The sequence below is a fragment of the Marinovum sp. genome (assembly GCF_034669705.1).
GTDB lineage: Bacteria > Pseudomonadota > Alphaproteobacteria > Rhodobacterales > Rhodobacteraceae > Marinovum.
Genome location: NZ_JAXMOR010000012.1, coordinates 100,038 through 119,550 on the forward strand (window position 1 = coordinate 100,038; position 19,513 = coordinate 119,550).

At 65.8% G+C, this 19,513-nt stretch carries 22 protein-coding genes; 19 read left to right on the forward strand and 3 right to left on the reverse strand.

The window, feature by feature from the left end; translation table 11 throughout:
- Positions 1-33: 33 nt before the first annotated feature.
- On the reverse strand, positions 34-420 hold the full coding sequence (locus tag VOI27_RS10785) for a YciI family protein (protein ID WP_323765347.1): 387 nt from the start codon (positions 418-420) through the stop codon (positions 34-36).
- 90 nt (positions 421-510) lie between these two features.
- Between VOI27_RS10785 and VOI27_RS10790 the strand changes: the two genes are divergently transcribed.
- From VOI27_RS10790 to VOI27_RS10820, 7 genes are read left to right on the forward strand one after another with little or no spacing between them, the layout of a single operon-like run.
- Positions 511-1,392 (forward strand): fumarylacetoacetate hydrolase family protein, encoded by an 882-nt coding sequence (locus tag VOI27_RS10790; RefSeq protein ID WP_323765348.1) that lies wholly within the window; start codon positions 511-513, stop codon positions 1,390-1,392.
- Positions 1,389-2,045, forward strand: coding sequence for a malonic semialdehyde reductase (locus tag VOI27_RS10795; RefSeq protein WP_323765349.1), 657 nt, complete (start codon positions 1,389-1,391; stop codon positions 2,043-2,045). The genes VOI27_RS10790 and VOI27_RS10795 overlap by 4 nt, the downstream gene beginning before the upstream one ends.
- Positions 2,046-2,075: 30 nt before the next feature.
- On the forward strand, positions 2,076-2,510 hold the full coding sequence (locus VOI27_RS10800) for an OsmC family protein (protein WP_323765350.1): 435 nt from the start codon (positions 2,076-2,078) through the stop codon (positions 2,508-2,510).
- A 32-nt stretch (positions 2,511-2,542) separates the two neighbouring features.
- A complete protein-coding gene (locus VOI27_RS10805; RefSeq protein ID WP_323765351.1) occupies positions 2,543-3,628 on the forward strand; it encodes a C4-dicarboxylate TRAP transporter substrate-binding protein in 1,086 nt (361 codons plus the stop codon).
- A 31-nt stretch (positions 3,629-3,659) separates the two neighbouring features.
- The gene (locus VOI27_RS10810) at positions 3,660-4,172 is read left to right on the forward strand and encodes a TRAP transporter small permease (RefSeq protein WP_323765352.1); all 513 of its coding nucleotides are present in this window, start codon (positions 3,660-3,662) and stop codon (positions 4,170-4,172) included.
- The gene (locus VOI27_RS10815) at positions 4,169-5,476 is read left to right on the forward strand and encodes a TRAP transporter large permease subunit (RefSeq protein WP_323765353.1); all 1,308 of its coding nucleotides are present in this window, start codon (positions 4,169-4,171) and stop codon (positions 5,474-5,476) included. Before VOI27_RS10810 ends, VOI27_RS10815 begins: the two co-directional genes overlap by 4 nt.
- Before the next feature lie 11 nt (positions 5,477-5,487).
- The gene (locus VOI27_RS10820) at positions 5,488-6,357 is read left to right on the forward strand and encodes a dioxygenase (RefSeq protein ID WP_323765354.1); all 870 of its coding nucleotides are present in this window, start codon (positions 5,488-5,490) and stop codon (positions 6,355-6,357) included.
- Positions 6,358-6,474: 117 nt separating this feature from the next.
- On the opposite strand, the gene VOI27_RS10825 is transcribed toward VOI27_RS10820, so the two are convergent.
- Positions 6,475-7,155 (reverse strand): GntR family transcriptional regulator, encoded by a 681-nt coding sequence (locus VOI27_RS10825; RefSeq protein ID WP_323765355.1) that lies wholly within the window; start codon positions 7,153-7,155, stop codon positions 6,475-6,477.
- Between the two features lie 329 nt (positions 7,156-7,484).
- Here VOI27_RS10825 and VOI27_RS10830 point away from each other — a divergent pair, with 329 nt between their 5' ends.
- The 3 genes from VOI27_RS10830 to VOI27_RS10840 are packed head-to-tail and all read left to right on the forward strand — an operon-like array spanning position 7,485 to position 10,892.
- Positions 7,485-8,402 (forward strand): TAXI family TRAP transporter solute-binding subunit, encoded by a 918-nt coding sequence (locus VOI27_RS10830; protein WP_323765356.1) that lies wholly within the window; start codon positions 7,485-7,487, stop codon positions 8,400-8,402.
- A 5-nt stretch (positions 8,403-8,407) separates the two neighbouring features.
- Positions 8,408-10,309 (forward strand): TRAP transporter fused permease subunit, encoded by a 1,902-nt coding sequence (locus tag VOI27_RS10835; protein ID WP_323765357.1) that lies wholly within the window; start codon positions 8,408-8,410, stop codon positions 10,307-10,309.
- 1 nt (position 10,310) lies between these two features.
- A complete protein-coding gene (locus VOI27_RS10840; protein WP_323765358.1) occupies positions 10,311-10,892 on the forward strand; it encodes a cupin domain-containing protein in 582 nt (193 codons plus the stop codon).
- A 64-nt stretch (positions 10,893-10,956) separates the two neighbouring features.
- On the opposite strand, the gene VOI27_RS10845 is transcribed toward VOI27_RS10840, so the two are convergent.
- Positions 10,957-12,003 carry a LacI family DNA-binding transcriptional regulator gene (locus VOI27_RS10845; protein WP_323765359.1) on the reverse strand — a complete coding sequence of 349 codons (1,047 nt, stop codon included), beginning with the start codon at positions 12,001-12,003 and terminating at the stop codon, positions 10,957-10,959.
- Positions 12,004-12,158: 155 nt separating this feature from the next.
- Here VOI27_RS10845 and VOI27_RS10850 point away from each other — a divergent pair, with 155 nt between their 5' ends.
- From VOI27_RS10850 to VOI27_RS10890, 9 genes are all read left to right on the forward strand, one after another.
- Positions 12,159-12,341, forward strand: coding sequence for a hypothetical protein (locus tag VOI27_RS10850; RefSeq protein WP_323765360.1), 183 nt, complete (start codon positions 12,159-12,161; stop codon positions 12,339-12,341).
- Between the two features lie 22 nt (positions 12,342-12,363).
- Positions 12,364-13,509 carry a TRAP transporter substrate-binding protein gene (locus VOI27_RS10855; protein WP_323765361.1) on the forward strand — a complete coding sequence of 382 codons (1,146 nt, stop codon included), beginning with the start codon at positions 12,364-12,366 and terminating at the stop codon, positions 13,507-13,509.
- A gap of 110 nt (positions 13,510-13,619) precedes the next feature.
- Positions 13,620-14,135: a TRAP transporter small permease gene (locus VOI27_RS10860; protein WP_323765362.1), complete on the forward strand. Its 516-nt coding sequence runs from the start codon at positions 13,620-13,622 to the stop codon at positions 14,133-14,135.
- Positions 14,136-14,145: 10 nt separating this feature from the next.
- The gene (locus tag VOI27_RS10865; protein WP_323765363.1) at positions 14,146-15,474 is read left to right on the forward strand and encodes a TRAP transporter large permease; all 1,329 of its coding nucleotides are present in this window, start codon (positions 14,146-14,148) and stop codon (positions 15,472-15,474) included.
- 11 nt (positions 15,475-15,485) lie between these two features.
- Positions 15,486-16,793 carry a histidinol dehydrogenase gene (gene hisD / locus VOI27_RS10870; RefSeq protein ID WP_323765364.1) on the forward strand — a complete coding sequence of 436 codons (1,308 nt, stop codon included), beginning with the start codon at positions 15,486-15,488 and terminating at the stop codon, positions 16,791-16,793.
- 4 nt (positions 16,794-16,797) lie between these two features.
- The gene (locus VOI27_RS10875) at positions 16,798-17,556 is read left to right on the forward strand and encodes an SDR family NAD(P)-dependent oxidoreductase (RefSeq protein WP_323765365.1); all 759 of its coding nucleotides are present in this window, start codon (positions 16,798-16,800) and stop codon (positions 17,554-17,556) included.
- On the forward strand, positions 17,553-18,542 hold the full coding sequence (locus VOI27_RS10880; RefSeq protein ID WP_323765366.1) for a zinc-dependent alcohol dehydrogenase: 990 nt from the start codon (positions 17,553-17,555) through the stop codon (positions 18,540-18,542). Before VOI27_RS10875 ends, VOI27_RS10880 begins: the two co-directional genes overlap by 4 nt.
- Before the next feature lie 4 nt (positions 18,543-18,546).
- Complete coding sequence (locus VOI27_RS10885; protein ID WP_323765367.1) at positions 18,547-18,837, forward strand: UxaA family hydrolase; 291 nt, start codon at positions 18,547-18,549, stop codon at positions 18,835-18,837.
- An 82-nt stretch (positions 18,838-18,919) separates the two neighbouring features.
- On the forward strand, positions 18,920-19,513 hold a 594-nt coding region (locus VOI27_RS10890), incomplete at its 3' end, for a UxaA family hydrolase (protein WP_323765368.1).

Here is a 19,513-nt window from a genome sequence, read left to right on the forward strand (position 1 = left end):
CCGAACACGCCACGCAGTCCCGCCGCGCGCCTCTCAGGACAAGGCGACGGTGCGACCGGACAGCCCCACCGTCAGGCTCAGCGAGCCTTCGTTGACCAGCCATTTGCGCAGGGTGAAGCGCCGTGCGCCGACCTTGTGCATCGGGTCGTCCTCGGCCAGCCGGCGCGCGTCCTCGAGCGAGCCGGCGCGGTAGACGATCAATCCCATCCCCTCCATCAACGTGCCGCTCTCGTCCGACATCGGGCCGGCCAGCGCCAGCCGTCCCTCGGCCTCGAGCTGCGCCTGATAGGCAAGGTGGTCGGGCAGGGCGGATTTCACGGCGGCGCCGTCACCCGCCGGCACCGAGTGCACTACGTAGAGCTCGAGCGCCAGCGCACCGCGGCCGCGCGCCTCTGACTTGTAGCTGTCCCATGCCGGCATGACGAAACTCCCTACGAAAAAATAATCGATTTTATTTGACCTATCGATTTTTTATCGGCAAAATCGAGGTCAGTCAAGTTGGAGGAATCGATGCGCCTGCTGGTCGGAAGCGTTTCAGGGAAGCAAAGTGTCTTTGCGGTAGAACAGGAAAAAGCGGTCAATCTCACCGAGGTTGTGCCGGAGATCGGGAGCGATCTGTCGGCGATGATCGCCGACCCGGCGCTGATGGCGCGCGCGGCGCAGGCGGCGCAGGGCGACAAGACGGTGGCGGTGTCAGAGATCACCCCGGCGCTGCCGGTCACCACGCCGCCGACGATCATCTGCCTCGGTCTCAATTACACCGATCACATCAAGGAAGGCGGCTACGACATTCCCGACTACCCGGCGCTGTTCATGCGTGGGGCGCAGTCGATCATGGCGGCGGGTCAGCCGATGGTGCGGCCGAACTGCTCTGAGCGGCTGGACTACGAAGCCGAGCTCATGCTCATCATCGGCAAGGGCGGCCGGCATATCTCCGAGGCCGATGCGCTCGAGCATGTCTTCGGCTATACGGTGTTCAACGACGGGTCGGTGCGCGACTACCAGCGCAAGACCCACCAGTGGACGCCGGGCAAGAACTTCGACGACACCGGCGCCATCGGCCCGGTCGTGGTCACCCCGGACGAGCTGCCCGAGGGCGCTTCGGGCCTCAAGATCGAGAGCCGGGTGGGCGAGGAAATCCTGCAGAGCTCGAACACCGCCAACATGATCTGGTCGGTGGCGCAGACCATCGCCACGATCTCGGAATACACCACGCTTCAGCCCGGCGACCACATTGCCATGGGCACGCCGCCGGGTGTCGGCCATGCCAAGAAACCCGAGCCGCGCTGGCTGCGCCCCGGCGAGACGGTGGAGGTCGAGATCGAGAACATCGGCATCTGTGCCAGCCCGATCGTCGACGAGGACGAAGCCGGGCGGGCGGCGGCAGAATGACCGCCGGCGCGCTCGACAACAGGCGCGCCAGGGCGCAGGACGCGGTCCGCGCCCTGCGCGGGCGGGTCGAGAGGCTGGACGATGATGCCATCGACCTGATCCTGCGCGATGCCCGCTCGCATTACGCCTGGACCGACCGGCCGGTGAGCGACGCGCTGCTGCGCGATCTCTTCGAAATCACCATCGCGGGGCCGACCAGCATGAACACCTGCCCGGCGCGGTTTGTCTTCGTAACCTCAGAGGCGGGCAAGGACCGGCTGGCCAAGTCGCTCAAGGCCAAGAACATCGACAAGATGCGCGCCGCCCCGGTGACCGCCATCGTCGCCTGGGACCCGCAGTTCTGGCGGCGGCTGGATTTCCTGTTCCCGCATGAGGACCGCAAGCCGCATTTCGAGGGCAAGGCAGCCCATGCCGAGACCACGGCGTTTCGCAATTCCACCCTGCAGGGCGCCTACCTGATGATCGCGGCGCGGGCGCTGGGGCTGGACGTGGGCGCGATGTCGGGCTTTTCCAACGCGATCGTCGACGAGGAATTCTTTGCCGAGAACGGCTGGAAGTCCAACTTTCTGGTCAACCTTGGCTATGCCGACGAGAGTGCGCTGTTCCAGAAGCTGCCGCGCTTTTCCTTTGACGATGTCTGCAAGATCGAGTGAGGCGCCATGGCAGTCCGACAGAAGACCCAGATGACCATCAAGCTGCAGGGCAGGGGCACCAGCCATTCCCGCAGCGAGACCGAGATCGACGGCAACACCGTGGTGATCGACGAGCCCGTGGCACGCGGCGGCACTGGTGAGGGGCCGTCGCCCACTGCCACCGCCTATGCGGCGCTGATCGGCTGCACCAATGTGATCGGCCACAAATGCGCCCACAAACTGGGCCATGACATCGGCAACCTGGCCTTCGAGATGGAGGTCGATTTCGACCGCCGCGGGGTGCTGCTGATGGAGGAGGTGGCGGTGCCCTTCACCGCCATCCGGCTCGATGTCACCGCCGACGGGCCCTGCAGCGCAGAGGCGCTGCAAGAGGTCGCCGGCGAGACCGCGAAGTTCTGTGCCATCTCGAAGATGTTCGAGGCGGCCGGCACGGCCCTGCGTATCACCTGGCGCAAGGCTGACTAAACAAAAGCAGGTTTGTTAGGGAGGAGACTTACATGTTCACATCATTCGCGAAACGCGCCGCATTGGGACTGGCGCTGAGCACCGTGGCGATCCCGGCGTTTGCCACCGAGACGATCAAGGCGGTGGTCATCGACGGCTATCCGGCGCGCGCACTCTGGGTGCAGGAGTTCACCAACTTCTTCATCCCCGAGGTCGACAAGCGGCTGGCCGAGGCCGGCAACTACCAGATGGACTGGCAGGAAAGCTATGGCGGCACCATCGTCAAGCCCAAGGGCGTGCTCGAGGGCATCAAGCTCGGGCTGGGCGACATCGGCATCGTGACCACGATCTTCCACAACTCGAAACTGCCGAGCCAGGCGCTGTCGGCGGCGACACCCTTCGTGTCGTCGGATGCCCGTGCGGTGGCCAAGGCGGTGGACGAGATCGCCAAGGAATTCCCCGCCATGCAGGCCGAGTTCGAGAAACAGAACCAGGTCTATCTCGCCACCGGCGTGGTGCTTGACACCTATCAGATCTTCTCGCGCGAGCCGGTCGAGACCCTGGCCGACATCGAGGGCGAAAAGGTCGCCGGCGCCGGCATGAACCTGCGCTATCTCGAAGGGATCGAGGGCGCGGCCGGCGTGCGTGGCGGTCTGACCGATTTCTACAACATGGTGCAGACCGGTCTGGTCGATCACGCCATGCTCTGGCCCGAAGCCGCCGCCACCTTCAAGATTGCCGAAGTGGCGCCCTACATGCTCGAGGCCGATCTTGGCGCGGTCAACACCAAGACCGTCACCGTGAACAAGGACTACTGGGAGGGGCTGCCGTCCGAGGTGCAGGAGGTCCTGCAGGAGGTCGCCGTGCTCTACCGCGACCACGTGGCCGGCATTGCCATGGACCGCGCCGAGGAAAGCCGCACTGCGTATACCGAGGCCGGTGGCACCATCACCAAGCTCTCTGATGACCAGCGCGCGGCGTGGGCGCAGGCGATGCCCAACATCGCCCAGGAATGGGCTCAGGGCCTGAACGACGCCGGTCAGCCGGGCACCGAAATGCTCGAGGCCTACATGGCCAAGCTCAGGGACGCGGGCTTTACCCCGGTGCGCGACTGGGCCGCCGACGCGGCGACGAACTGAGCACGGGCTGAACCAGACCGTGACCGGTACTGTGAAACGTATCGCCGACGGCATCGCGATGGCCGCGAATGCCGCCGGCACCCTGGTGGTCGTCGTGCTTGTGGCGGTGGTGAACTACGACATCATCGCCCGCGGCCTGTTCAATCGCCCCTTCCTCGGGGCGGTCGAGGTGGTGCAATTCGCGATGGTGCTCATCGTCTTTCTGCAACTGCCAGATGTCATCCGGGTCGGAAGGCTGACCCGCTCAGACGGATTTCTCGGCCTTGTCGCCACGCGCGCGCCGCGCAAGGGCCGGGCGCTCAGCCGTGCCATCGACCTGCTTGGCGCGGTCTTCATGGGGCTGGTGGTCTATGCGATGTGGCCCGAGTTCCTCGAGATGTGGGAAACCCGCGACTATTTCGGCGTACCCGGCGTGTTCACCGCGCCCTGGTGGCCGGTCAAGCTCGTCATCCTGCTCAGCGCGGGGCTTTGCGCGGTGCATTTCCTGCTGCATGTCGCCCGTCCGCTGATTGATAAAACCCACAACATGGAAGGCGGATCATGACGCCGGTCGAAATTGGCCTCTTGTCGATCGTCGCGATCATCGTGCTGATCTACCTCGGGGTCTATATCCCCATCGCGCTGGGCATGGTGAGCTTTCTCGCCATCTGGATCATGCGCGACAACATCGACCTCTCCTTCGCGCTGCTGAAGATCGCCATTGGCGACAGCGCGATGGAATACACATTTGCCACCATTCCGCTCTTTACCTTCATGGGGCTGATCGTCTCCAAGGCGGGGTTGGGGGCGGATATCTATTCGGTGATGAACCAGGGCTTTCGCCGCATCACCGGCGGCATCGGCATGGCGACGGTCGGGGCCAATGCGGTCTTTGCCGCGGTCACCGGATCGTCGATCGCCAGTGCCTCGGTGTTTTCCAAGATGTCGGTGCCCGAGATGATGAAGTTCGACTACAACCCGCGGTTCGCCGTCGGCGTGGTGGCGGGCTCGTCGGTGCTGGGGATGATCATCCCGCCCTCGGCGATGCTGATCATCTATTCCTTCGTCGCCGAGCAGTCGGTGGGCGAGATGTTCCTCGCCGGCGTGGTGCCGGGGCTGTTGCTGGCGGCGGCCTATGTGCTGGCGATCTGGCTGATGGCGCGCTTCACGCCGGGGTTCGTCGGCGGCCGCAAGGTCGAGGTCGCAAACCTCATGCCCTGGTCCGAGATCGCGCTCAAGCTGGGGCCGATCGCCGTCCTCATCTTCGTCGTTCTGGGCGGCATCTACACCGGCTGGACCACCCCGGTCGAGGCCGGCGCGGCCGGCTCCGCACTGGGCATCCTGATCGCGGCGCTCAGAGGCCGGATCAACTGGCGCAGCTTCTGGGAAACGGTGATCGAGACCGGCCACATCACCGCCGCGATCCTGTTCCTGATCACTGCCGCCTCGATGTATGCCCGGATGCTGGGCATCGCCGGGCTGCCCAACGAATTGCAGACCATCCTCGCGGCGAACGAGTTCTCGTTCTTCTGGATCATGGTGCTGCTGGTGGTGCTGATGCTGTTTCTCGGCACCATCCTCGACACCGCGTCGATCATCCTGATCGTGGTGCCGCTGTTCCTGCCGCTGATCGAGGCGCTGGGCCTGAGCCTGGTCTGGTTCGGCATCGTCGCCGTGGTGGCGGCCGAGATCGGCCTGCTGACGCCGCCGCTGGGGCTGTCGTGCTTTGTCATCAAGGCGACGCTCGACGACGACCGGATCACCCTCAAGGACGTCTTCCTCGGCGCGCTGCCCTTTGCCGCCGTCATGCTGGTGGTGCTGGTGTTGCTGATCCGCTTCCCCGCCCTCAGCCTTGCTATTCTGAACTAGAGGTTCGCGTCATGCGCAATGTTACCAAAGACAATATCACCGAGGCCTTCATCAACTACATGGGGGAGGAGACCGACCCGCGGCTGCGCGAGGTGATGACCAGCCTGGTCCGCCACCTGCATGCCTTTGCCAAGGAGGTGAACCTGACCCACGCCGAATGGCAGGTGGGCATCAACTTCCTCGAACGCGCCGGCGAGATCTCGGATGCCGAGCGGCACGAGTTTGTGCTGCTGTCGGATGTGCTGGGCCTGTCGTCGCTGGTCGACATGCTGCATTCGACACCGGAGGGCACCTCGTCCTCGGTGCTGGGGCCGTTCCACATCTCCGGCTCGCCGCCGCTGTCGGTGGGCGGCGACCTGCGCGGCGAGACCGACGCGCAGGTGGTGCTGGTCGAGGGCCGCGTCAAGGACCCCGAGGGCAACCCGATCGCCGGTGCCACGCTGGATATCTGGCAGACCGCGCCCAACGGGCTCTATTCCAGCCAGGACCCGGACCAGGACACCTATGATTTTCACGGGCTTCAGACGGTGGGCGAGGACGGGCGCTATGCCTTCACCACCGTCAAGCCGGTGGAATACACCGTGCCCTCCGACGGGCCGGTGGGCGACATCCTGCGCGCCTGCGGGCGGCACCCCTGGCGCCCCTCGCATCTGCATTTCATTGCCGAGGCCGAGGGCTTCCGGCCGCTGGTCACCGAGGTCTTTCCCGAGGACGACCCTTATCTCGACCAGGACACGGTGTTCGGCGTGCGCGAGGACCTGGTGATGCGCTATCAGACGATGCCGGCAGGCAGCTTTCCGGAGGGCGGCTTCGATCTCTCGGGCAAGGTGGCCGAGGACTATCTGAAGGTGGAGTTCGACCTGACGCTCGTGCCGGCGTGAAGGGCCGGTCACCGGTGTGACGGGGCGGTGGGTTGAAAAACCCACCCTACGCCCGGCCGACACCGTAGGGTGGGTTTCCAACCCACCCTGCCACAGGCGAGGCCCCGCGCCAGAGCCTCACCCCAGCGTGCCGTCTCCCAACAGCCCCGACAGGAACGCCCCGGTCAGCTTGTAGTGATCGAGCAGCCGCGCGCTGGCGGTATCGGCATCCTGCGCCAGCGCGGCGGCGAGGATCCCCGCATGTTCCTCGCGGACGTCGCGCCGCTGGTAGGCCAGCGCGCTGCCGGCGAGATAGCGGTAGCGGATGTTCAGATCGTAGAGTTGCGAGCAGAACTTGAGCAGGATCGGCGAGCGGGCATTGGACAAGAGTGCCATGTGGAACGCCTTGTGCAGGTCCTCGAAGCTCTCGGCCTTGTCCGCCTGCGCCCGCTGCATCCGGTGATGCGCCAGCACCGCCGCCTCTTCCCAGTCCTGCGAGTAATTGGCGATGCTCTCTCGCAGGGCCAGGTCCTCGAGCACGCAGCGCAGTTGCAGGATCTCGCTGAAATTCTCGGCACTGACCTCGGCGGCGCGAAAGCCGCGCTGGTCGATGCGCTCGACCAGGTTGTCGGAGGTCAGCAGGCTCAGCGCCTCGCGGATCGGCGAGGCGCCGGTGTCGAGCACCTTGCGCAGCCCGTCGATCTTGAGCTTCTCGCCCGGCCGCAGCGCGCCGGTGACGATCATCGAGCGCAACCGGCGATAGGCCTGCTGAGTCGCCGAGCCCTCTGGCGCATTCACGGCAGGTTCGAAAATGTTCATCTGGGCCTCCTGCAGGACTGGCATCGATATTCCGGCGCCAGAACCGCGCCCGGCCGTCAGGGAGCGCCACGCCGGGGCAGGCGTCTCCGACTGACAAGGTCACTTTAGCGATATATGTAAGAAAAATCAAAGATAATCGATAAAGTCATGCCGCGACGATGAAATCCGCAAGACAGGTGTTAGCGCCGGTCGAAGAGTGGCGCCATCCCCCTCAAACAGGGTCGTCGAAAAAAATTGTCGATTTAAATGGAAATTTACTCAAAAATCGATTTAACTGAGTCTTGCGGCGGCCGGGGTGGACGCGGCCGCGCGCTCAGGAGGAGGATAACATGAAAAAGATCATTCTTGCGGCGACGCTTGCCGCGTTCGGTGCCGGCGGCGCCATTGCCGAAGAAATGCGGGTCGGCACGGCAAGCCTTGGCGGTGCCTTCTATCCGATCGGTCAGGGTATCTCGAACCTGGTCAACAAATATGCCGAGGGCGACATCTCGATGGTGCCCGTGGTCACCGGCGGTTCGGTGCAGAACCCGCGTCTGGTGGCCTCCGGCGAGGTCGAGATCGCAATCACCAACAACAACCTCGCCAAGCTGGCGGTGGCGGGCAAGGGGCCCTACAGCGCCGGCGCGCTCGACATCAAGGCAGTGGCGGCGCTGCACCCCTCGGTGCTGCACATGATCACCCTCGAGGGCTCGGACATCGAGACCTTCGAAGACCTCAAGGGCAAGCGTGTGGCGGTCGGACCGGCGGGCGGTGGCACGCTGGGGTTCCTGAACTTCCTGCTGCCGCTGCATGACATGGCCGTGGATGACATCACCCCGAGCTTCCTGAGCTATGCCGACGGCTTCAGCCAGCTCACCGATGGCAACGTTGATGCGGCGCTGGCGCTGTCGGGCTATCCGGCGGGTGCCGTGATGCAGGCTTCGGCCGGCGCGACGCTCAACCACATCGGCTTTTCCGAGGGCAAGCTGGAAGAGGCGCTGGCGGCCAATGCGGCCTACAACGTTGTGACCATCCCGGCCGATGTCTATGGCACCGCGGCCGACGGCACGGTGATCGGCGTCAACAACATGCTGATCGCGCCCGCCAGCGCGGATGCCGACACCATCGAGGCCATCGTGCGCGCGGTGTTCGACAATCTCGAGGAGTTCAAGGCCGAGAACGCCAACGCCCGTCAGATCACCCCCGAGGCGTCCAAGACGCTCGCGATCCCGCTGCATGAAGGTGCGGCGCGGTACTTCGGCGAATAAGACCGATGGCTGTTCCCCGTCCATCGGCCTTGGGGTGGAAGGCTGTCACCGATCCGGGCATGTTGCTCGCGGTGGCGGCCTTCTGCCTCGGCATCTTTCACCTCGCGGTGGTGTCCGGCCTGCTTCAGATGTCGACGCTGCCGATGCGGATCATCCATCTGGCGCTGGCCTTTTCGCTGCTCTTTGCGATCAAGCCGCTGAGCCAGAGCACTGCCGGCAGCCGTCTCGACCTGGGTGTCAGGCTGGGGCTGATCTTGGCGATCCTCGGCGCCTCGTGGTGGATGCTGACCCGGTGGAAGGCGATCGCCTTTTCCGGCGGCATGACCGAACCCGGGGATTTCTGGGCCGGGCTGGTGATCCTGGTGGTGGTCTTCGAGGCCGCGCGCCGCGGCATCGGCCTGATCCTCGCCTGCATCGCGCTGCTGTTTTTCTCCTACGCCTTCGTCAGCCCCTGGCTGCCCGGGGTGCTCGAGGGGCGGGGCTACAGTCTGGAGCGGATGGTGCTGTTTCTGACCACCGACACCGCCGGGGTCTATGGCATTCCGGTCGGCGTGGCGGCGACCTACATCATCGTCTTCACCATCTTCGGCGCGCTGCTGTCGAACTTCGGTGCCGGCGAGTTCTTTTTCGAGGTCTCGATGCGCGCCACCCGCGGGCTGCGCGCCGCCAGCGCCAAGTCGGCGGTGCTGTTCTCGACCCTGATCGGCATGGTCTCGGGCTCGGCCGCGGGCAACGTGGCGGTCACCGGCGTGGTCACCATCCCGATGATGAAACGCGAGGGCTATGCGCCGCACCAGGCCGGCGCGGTCGAGGCCGTGGCCTCAACCGGCGGCCAGCTGATGCCGCCGGTGATGGGGGCGGCGGCCTTCATCATGGCCGAGATCGTCGGCGTGCCCTACACTCAGGTGATGGCGACGGCGATCCTGCCGGCGCTGCTGTTCTTTGCCTCGGCCTTCTTCATCGTCCACCTGCAGGCGGTGAAATCCGACATCCAGCCCACGACCGAGGGCACCGGAGACGACCGGTCGCTGTCGCTGGTGCTGTGGCAGGGGCTGCCCTTCATCGCCGCCTTCGTGACGCTGATCGTGCTGATGCTCTGGGGCTATTCGCCGTTCAAGGCCTCGCTCTGGGCGATGGCGGCGCTGCTCGGCGGCGACCTTGTGATCCGTCGCAAGATCGACCGCGACTACCTGGCGCGCATTGCCACCGGCGTCTCTGAAGGCGCGCGCGGCGTGGTGACGATCTCGGCCGCCTGCGCGGCGGCGGGGGTGATCGCCGGCACGCTGGGGATCACCGGCCTCGGCTCAAAGATCGCGTTGCTGATCGAGACCGCCTCTGGCGGCTGGCTGCTGCTGGCGCTGTTGTTCACCATGATCACCTCGATCATTCTGGGCATGGGCCTGCCCACCACGGCGGCCTATCTCATCCTTGCAACCGTGGTCGCGCCCGCCCTGGTCAAGCTCGGTGTTCCCACACTCACGGCGCATTTCTTCGTGTTCTACTACGGCTGCATCTCGACGATCACCCCACCGGTGGCGCTGGCCGCCTATGTGGCGGGGGGGATCGCCGGGGCGGATGTGAACAAGGTCGGCTGGACCGCCGCCGCCTATGCGATCACCAGCTTCGTGCTGCCCTTCGCCTTTGTTCTGGCCCCGGCGCTGACCCTGCATGGCGGGCTGGTCGAGAACACCATGGCGGTGATCACCGGCTTCGCCGGCATCGGCGCGGTGGCGGTGGGGGTGGTCGGCTGCCTGACGCACCGGCTCTCGGCGCCGCTCAGGGCGGTGGCGCTGCTGGCCGGCGGCTGCCTGTTGTTTCAGGGCTGGCTGTCGGCGCTGATCGGCGTCGGCCTGATGGCGGTGGTCTTTGTCGCCGACCGCCGCGTGCTTCAAACCAAGGAGATCTGACATGAGAGAGTTTCGCAGGGTGGTCACCGGCCATGACGAGAACGGCAAATCCGTCGTCGTCAGCGACCAGACCGCCACGCAGTTTCTGGAACGACCCAACCGCCCCGGCGTGCGGCTGACCAACTTCTGGATCGAGCGCGGCAGCCCGGCCGAATACGACGGCCCGACCGAGACCTGCAGCGGCGATTTCGTGCTGCACCCGCCGGCGCTGGGCTCGACCTTCCGCTGTGTCGAGTTCCTGCCGGAAGACCCCGAGGTGCTGGCCACGCTCGACGGCAAGTCGGCCTTTGCCGAGATGGGCGCCGGCGACAATATCGTCGAGGACGCGCGGCACCCGTTCTTCCACCGCACCAATTCGCTGGACTATGCCATCGTGCTGTCGGGCGAGATCTGGATGGTGATGGACACCGAGGAAGAGGACACCCACCTCAGGGCCGGCGACGTGGTGATCCAGCGCGGCAACAACCACGCCTGGTCGAACCGCGGCACCGAGCCCTGCGTCATCGCCTTCGTGCTGATCGACGGTGTCACCCGGCGCGATGCGCCCGAAGACGAACAAAAGGGCATTCCCCGGCGGCCATGACGCTCCAGACAGGGCTGCGAGGGACGCGGCCGGGCCGGCGGATCATCCGCCGGCCCGGCCGGTTTCATTTTGGCGCCGGGCCCAGCGAGTCGCGCAGCATCAGCACCGCCTCGAGCTCGACGCTGGGGCCGGGGTCTTCGCCGGCGCGCATCGCCAGCAGCAGATCGGCCGCGCCCTTGCCCATGTTGCGATGCGGCACATGCACGGTGGTCAGCCCCGGCGTCACGATCTCGGCAATCTCGATGTCGTCGAAGCCGGTGATCGACAGATCGCCCGGCACGTCGAGCCCCATCCGCCGCGCCTGTGTCAGGGCGCCGGCGGCCAGCACGTCGTTGCCGCAGAGCACCGCGGTGGGGCGGGGGGTGCGTTGCATGAGCTGCTCGAGCGCCCGCGCGCCATGGGCAATCGAGTAGTGGGTCTCGATGACGCTGAGGCTCTCGGGGTCGAGCCCGCGCGCCACCATCGCATCCGTCACCCCCTGCGAGCGCTGCCGGGCGCGGTCATTGCCGCGGCGTTCGGCCGTAATGAGCGCCAACCGGCGGTGGCCGTGGTCAAGCACCGCCTCGGTCAGCGCCTTCATTGCCTTGCGGTTGTCGAAGCCGATCGAAATCCGGTCCTTGTCGTCATCATAGACCCAGGCGATCACGTAGGGCACCTGGCGCTTTTTCAGAAAGCTGTAGCAGCGTTCCGGCCGGTCATGGCCGATCAGCAAGAGCGCATCGGCGCCGCGCGCCACCAGGCTGTGGATCTGCTGCTCCTCGAGTTCGGGGTCATAGGAGGACGACGCCACCAGCAGGGTGATGCCCTGGCGTTGCAACTCTTCCTGAAAGGCCTGCAAACCGCGTGCAAAGATCGCGTTTTCCATCGTGGGCAGGATCGCGCCAAAGGTATTGGTGCGGCGCCCGGCCAGCGCCTGTGCGCCGAAATTCGGCGCATAGCCCAAGGCCTGTACCGCCGCGAGCACCTTCTTGCGGGTCGCCTCTGACACCACCGCGGGATTGTTGAGACAACGCGAGACGGTGGCGGTGGACACGCCGGCCCGTGCCGCCACGTCCTCGAGCTTGGGCGTGTCGCTGCGGCTGTCCTGACGTCTGTTCGGCGAATTCTGCATCTGTCGGTCCGGGTGTCCTTCTTTGGTGAGCGCTAACAAGCCCTGCCTTGCCAAGCCTATATCAAAAAGTTAGGCGCTCCCCAATGTAAGCGCTTGCATCGCAACCATGCAAGCGCTTACATTGATCTTGCCCGAGTCGTGGAAAGGACCTGACAGTGTTTCTGATCACAGCAGCCATCTTGTTTGCGGTCTTTGTCGCGAACGTGCTCGTCGGCGCTACGGGAGGCGCACAATTCCTTGGGGATGTGGGGGAGGCTCTGTTGCTGTTCGCGGCATCGGTGGCCTTCGTTCTCGCGATCCTGAGGCGGGAAGCGGCGGAGAAGAACCGCAACACCTAACGAACCATTCTGGGAGGAAAACATGGATCGTGACATTCTTGAACGCGCCGCGATGGGGCGCCGCAACTTTCTCAAGCTCGCCGGATCCGGCAGCTTCACCGCGGCGCTGGTTGCCGGCGCCGGTGGCATGCTCTGGTCGAGCGAGGCGGCCGCACAGACCGCCCGCGAGGAAAAGGACCGCATGGCCGCGGCCGACCACGTGATGACGCTGGCCACCGCCTATGTGCTGGGCGCCTCGCGCAGCTATCCGATCATGCAGCTCGACCTGAAGGAAAACATCCAGAACGCCTCCAACGGCAAGGTCTATGTCAAGCTCGCCCCCGGCGGCCAGCTCGGCGCCGGCGGGGCGCTGGTGCAGGCGGTGCAGACCGGCACGATCCAGTGCGCGCAGCATTCGCTGTCGAACTTCGCGCCCTATGCCAGCGCCGTCGACCTGATCAACATGCCGTATTTCTGCGGTTCCAACCAGCGCTTCACCAACCTGGTGACCTCCGATGCCTGGAAGGACGAGGTCCACCCCGGTGTCGAGGCCGCCGGCTTCAAGCCGCTGTTCTACGTGGTGATCGATCCCCGGGTCGTGGCGATCCGCAAGGGCGGCAACAAGGTGATTACCCCCGGTGACCTCAAAGGGGTGAAGTTCCGCGTGCCCGGCTCGAAGATGCTGCAGCAATATTACGCCATGGTCGGGGCCAACCCGACGCCGGTGGCCTGGGGCGAGACGCCCTCGGCGATCAAGCAGGGCGTGGCGGATGCGCTCGATCCCTCGGTCGGCGCGCTCTATGTCTTTGGCTTCAAGGACATCCTGAGCCATGTCACCTTCACCCAGGCGGTGCCCGACAGCCAAGTCTATTCGGTCAACCTCGAATGGTTCAATTCCCTGCCGGCCGACGTTCAGGAAGCCATTGAGTTCGCCGGTGAAATGACCGCGCAGCAGAACCTCGCCAAGGTGCCGGCGGCGCGGGCCCATGCGATGTACGAGCTGACCAAGTCCGGCGTCGAGTTCCATACGCTGACCGACGATCAGCTCGCCGAATGGAAGGAGGCGGGCGGCTACCAGCGCTCGGAATGGGACGAATTCAAGGTCGAACTGGCCGGCTCGATGGAGGTCTTCGACCGCCTCGTGGAAGCGGCCGGCACCATGGGCCGCCACTACGTCCACGACGCCTGAGGCGCCGGGCAGGGGGCCGGCGTAGGCGCGGCCCCCTTCCTCCCTCTACTGACTGCAAACCCCGAATGGCCGGCGGCGTCTGACGCGTCGCGGGACCGCAGGAGACGTCCATGTCGAACCTCCTCAGGAAACTCGATCAGAACGCCGAACGCTGGCTGCTCCTGGTCTTCTACACGATGCTCGTCGTGACCATGTTCGTCGAGGTGTTGCGGCGCGAACTGCTGTCCTATTCCTCGATCTGGGGCGAAGAGGTCGTCCGCTATTCCTTTATCTACCTGGCCTGGATCGGTGCCGCCGCGGCGGTGCGCCAGCGCGGCCACATCCGCATCGACGTGCTCATGCAATATGTCGGCACCCGGACCAAGGCGGCGCTTTACCTCTTTGGCGACCTGATGATGTTCGGCGTCGCGCTGGTGGCTTTCTACTGGTCGCTCGAGACGGTGCTGGTCTCGGCCAAGTTCGGCTCGGTCACCCATGGTCTGCGGGTCTCGCAGGTCTGGTTCCTCTCGGCGGTGCCGCTGGGATTTGCCCTGGTGATCCTGCGTCTCGTCCAGTCCTTCATCCGCGATTTCAACGATCTTCGTCACGGGCGTCCCGTGTACGAAGGCGACAAGCTGTTCGACTGAGGAGACAGCCATGCTCTGGAACCAACTCGATCAGACCGTCGAACTCGGCTGGGATTTCTACGGCCCGGTGCTGCTCTTCGTGGCGCTGGTTGCGCTGGCGGTGCCGGTCTGGGCGGCGATCGGCGCCTCGGCGATCGCCATGCTGATGCTCTCTGGCGCGCTGCCGCTGAGCCTGGTGGGCGAGAGCCTGTTCCACGGCATCGACCACTTCGCGCTGACCGCCGTGCCGCTCTTCATCCTCACCGGTGACGTGCTGGTGCGCACCGGGCTCAGCCGCAAGTTTCTCGATGTCGCCGAGGCGCTGACCCAGTTCGCCAAGGGCGGCTTCGGCTCGGCCACGGTGCTGGTCTGCGGCATGTTCGCCGCGATCTCGGGCTCCGACGCGGCCGGCGCCGCGGCGGTCGGCCGGATGACCATCGCCCGGCTGGTCGAGTCGGGCTATCCGCGGCCCTATGCCTGCGCTCTTGTTGCCGCCGGCGCCTGTACCGGCATCCTGATCCCGCCCTCGATTGCCTATATCATCATCGGCCTGGTGCTCGGCATCTCCGCCTCGACGCTGTTCCTGGCGGCGGTGATCCCCGGCCTCGCCATCCTGATCTCGATCCTCGCCACCAACATCATCATGAACCGGCTCTACGGCTGGGAAGGCGGCGGCAATGTCTCGGCGGGGGTGTATTTCTCCAACCTCGGCAAGGCGCTGAAATCCGGCTGGTATGCCTTCATCGTGCCCGGCATCATCTTCTACGGCATCTTCTCGGGGCGGATGACACCGACCGAGGCGGGCGCCACGGCGGTGGTGGTGACCATTCTCATGGGCTTCATCCTCGGCACGCTGAAACTGTCGGATTTCCCCTCGATGCTGGTCAGCTCGGCCAAGGTCAACGGGATCATCCTGCCGATCATCGCCTTTTCGCTGCCGCTGGCGCAGGCGCTGGCCATCCTCGGGGTGCCGCAGGGCTTTGTCGCCGCCGCCACCTCGGTCAGCAGCGAGCCCTGGGTGCTGATCGCGATGATGGTGATGATCCTGATCGCTGCCGGCTGCGTCATGGAGACGACACCGAACATCGTCATCCTGGCGCCGATCCTCAAGCCTCTGGCGGATGACATCGGCATGAACGAGATTCAGTTCTGCATCATGATGATCACCGCGCTCGGCGTCGGCTTCATCACCCCGCCGCTGGGCCTCAACCTCTTCGTCGTCTCCGGCATCACCGGCGAGTCGATCCTGAAGATCGCCTACCGGGCCATCCCTTTCGTGATCTTCATGCTGATCGTGACGCTGTTCATCGCCTATCTGCCGGTGATCTCGACAATCCTTCTGCCTGACATCTTCAAATAGGAGCCATGCTCATGACCCGTGAATACCTGAAAAAAGCCACCCTCACCTCCAAGAGCGATGCCTCCGACACCAAGAAGATCGTCCGCGACATCCTCGACGAGATCGAAGCCGGCGGCGACGAGGCGGCGCTGTCCTATGCCAAGAAGTTCGACAAGTACGACGGTGAAATCGTGCTCTCGCAAGAGGCGATCGAGGCCGCCATCGCCCAGGTGCCGGACAAGCTCAAGCGCGACATCGAGTTCGCCCATGCCAACGTCAAGCGCTTTGCCGAGGCCCAGCTCGGCACGGTCCGCGATTTCGAGGTCGAGGTGGTGCCGGGCTTCATCGCGGGGCAAAAGGCGATCCCGGTCAATGCCGCCGGCTGCTACGTGCCGGGCGGGCGCTACAGCCATATCGCCAGCGCGATCATGACCGTGACCACCGCCAAGGTCGCCGGCTGCAAGCACATCGTCGCCTGCTCGCCGCCGCGGCCGGGCATCGGCATCGCGCCCGCCATCGTCTATGCCGCGCATGTCTGCGGCGCCGACAGGATCCTCGCCATGGGCGGGGTGCAGGGGGTCGCAGCGATGACCTACGGGCTCTTCGGCCTGCCGAAAGCCAACATCCTCGTCGGCCCCGGCAACCAGTTCGTGGCGGAAGCCAAGCGCATGCTCTTTGGCCGCGTCGGCATCGACATGATCGCCGGTCCCACCGACAGCCTGGTGCTGGCCGACAAGAGCGCCGATGCGATGGTCGTCGCCGCCGACCTGGTGGGTCAGGCCGAGCATGGCTACAACTCGCCGGTCTGGCTGGTCACCGATGACCGCGCGCTGGCCGAAGAGGTGATGCGCCTGGTGCCCGGGCTGATCGACGATCTGCCGGATGTGAACCGCGACAATGCCACCGCCGCCTGGCGCGACTATGCCGAGGTGATCCTCTGCGCCGACCGCGAGGAGATGGCCGCCTGTTCCGACGATTACGCGCCAGAGCACCTGACGGTGCAGGCCGAGGACCTCGACTGGTGGCTGGGCCGGCTGAGCTGCTACGGCTCGCTGTTCCTCGGCGAGGAAACCACCGTGGCCTTCGGCGACAAGGCGTCCGGCACCAACCACGTGCTGCCGACCTCCGGCGCGGCGAGCTACACCGGCGGGCTTTCGGTGCACAAGTACATGAAGATCGTCACCTGGCAACGCGCCACCCGCGAAGGCGCCAAGCCCGTGGCCGAGGCGACGGCGCGGATCTCGCGGCTCGAGGGGATGGAGGGCCACGCCCGCACCGCCGACATCCGGCTGAAGAAGTACTTCCCCGACGAGACCTTCGACCTGACGGCGGAGGCCTGAAGCGATGCAGGGCGATGACCTTTTCAGCGTCGCCGGCAAGGTGGCCTGTGTCACCGGCGCAAGCTCGGGGCTGGGGCGCCATGCTGCCGGCGTGCTGGCCCGCGCCGGGGCCAGCGTGGTGGGCGTGGCGCGCCGCGCCGAGGCGCTGGATGACTGGCAGGGAGACACCCCGGGGCACACTGCGGCGGTGGCCGGCGATCTTGCGGCGCGGGGCGGGCTGGCCGATCTGGCCCGCCGCATCGCCGAACCCTTCGGCGCGCCCGACATCGTGATCCATGCCGCCGGGCTCAACACCCGCGAGCCGGCCGATGCGGTCACCCCGGAGGGCTGGGACGCGACGCTGGCGATCAACCTCTCGGCGCCGTTCTTCCTCAGCCAGGCGCTGGTGCCGGCGATGCGCGACAAGGGCTGGGGGCGGATCGTCAACTTCGCCTCGCTGCAATCCTTCCGCGCCTTTCCCGGCGGCATCGCCTATGGCGCCACCAAGGGCGGCGTGACCCAGCTCACCCGTGCCATGGCCGAGGCCTGGTCGGGCGACGGCATCACCGCCAATGCCATTGCGCCGGGCTTTTTCCGCACCGAGCTGACGGCCGCGGTGTTCGACGATCCCGAGCGCGCCGCGCGCAATGCCGCGCAGACCTGCATCGGCCGCAACGGCGAGCCCGAAGACCTTGACGGGCCGCTGCGCTTCCTCTGCTCCGAGGCGTCGCGTTACGTCACCGGGCAGGTTCTCATGCTGGACGGGGGGTTCACCGCGAAATGAAAGCACTGGTTTACACCGATATCGAAACGCTCACCTACCGCGAGGCGCCCGATCCCGAGCCGCAGGCCGGCGAGGCGCTGATCCGGGTCGAAAGCGTCGGCATCTGCGGCTCGGACATGCACGCCTACCTGGGCCACGACAATCGCCGCCCGGCGCCGCTGATCCTCGGACACGAGGCAGCGGGCAGGGTGGTGGGCGGCACGCGCGACGGCCAGCGCGTCACCATCAACCCGCTGGTCACCTGCGGCAGCTGTCCGGCCTGTGTTTCTGGGCGCGAGAACCTCTGCCCCGAGCGGCAGATCATCTCGATGCCGCCGCGCGAGGGGGCCTTTGCCGATCTGCTCAGGATGCCCGAGCGCAACCTGATCCCGGTGCCCGATGCCGTGCCGCTCGACAAGGCCGCGCTGGCCGAGCCGCTGGCGGTGAGCTGGCATGCGGTGCGTCTGGGGCTCGAGGCGCTGCACCCGGCGGCCGAGCGCCGGGCGCTGGTTCTCGGTGGCGGCGCCATCGGCCTGGCCGCCGCGCTGGCGCTCAGGGCGATGGGGGTGGAGGACGTGACGGTGGTCGAGCCCAACGACACCCGCCGGGCCTACCTTTGTGATCGCTGCGGCCTGCGCGCGGTCAAAGCCGCCGAGGGCGCGCATCCGATCGTCATCGACGCGGTGGGTTATGCCGCCACCCGGGCCACTGCTTCGGCGCTGGCCACACCCGGTGGTGTGATCGTGCACATCGGGCTGGGCGAGGACATGGGCGGGCTCGATATCCGCCGCATGACCCTGCAGGAGATCACCTTCATCGGCACCTATACCTATAGCGCGCGGGACTTTCGCGACACCGCCGAGGCGCTGTTCGACGGCCGTCTCGGCCCGCTCGACTGGACCGAGATCCGCCCGCTGTCGGACGGCGACGGCGCCTTTCGCGACATCCGCTCCGGCACGGCTGCCGCGCCGAAAATCATCCTTCAACCTGACACCCAAGGAGACTGACCCCATGGCTGAAATTCCCCACCTGCTGGTCCACGACCACGAAGACAATGTCGGCGTCGTCGTCGTCGAGGGCCTGACCGCCGGCACCGACATGCTGGTCTGCGTCACCCATGACAACTCGACATTCCGGCTGACCTCCGGCGCCGATGTGCCGATCGGCCACAAGATCGCGCTCAAGGACCTCAAGGAAGGCGACACCGCCACCAAGTACGGCGAGGACATCGGCAAGATCATCGCCGACATTCCCAAGGGCGCCCACGTCCACACCCACAACTGCAAGACCAAGCGCTGGTAAGCCGCGCTCGCTCAGGCAGCGCAGCGGTCGCGACAAGAGCCCGCGCAGGCAGCAAAGCGTTAGCAACAAAGGACAAGTTCCCATGGCATCGAAATATTCCAACATGACCGTGCAGGCCTACCGTCGTGAAAACGGCCGGGTCGGCGTGCGCAACCATGTCGTCATCCTGCCGGTCGACGACATCTCCAACGCCGCCTGCGAGGCGGTGGCCAACAACGTCAAGGGCACGCTGGCGATCCCGCATGCCTATGGCCGGCTGCAGTTCGGCGAAGACCTCGAGGTGCATTTCCGCACCATGATCGGCACCGGCGCCAACCCCAACGTGCATTCGGTGGTGGTGATCGGCATCGAGCCCGGCTGGACCAAGCGCATCGCCGACGGCATCCGCAAGACCGGCAAGGAAGTCGCCGAGTTCTCGATCGAGCAGAAGGGCGATTTCGAGACCATCCGCGCCGCCTCCTGGGCCGCCAAGGACTTTGTCCACAAGGCCACCGAGGTGCAGCGCGAGGAATGCTCGATCTCGGAACTCTGGGTCTCGACCAAATGCGGCGAGAGCGACACCACCACCGGTCTGGGATCCTGCCCCACCGTCGGCAACATGTACGACAAGCTGCTGCCCGAGGGCATCACCGGCTTCTTCGGCGAGACCTCCGAGATCACCGGCGCCGAGCACATC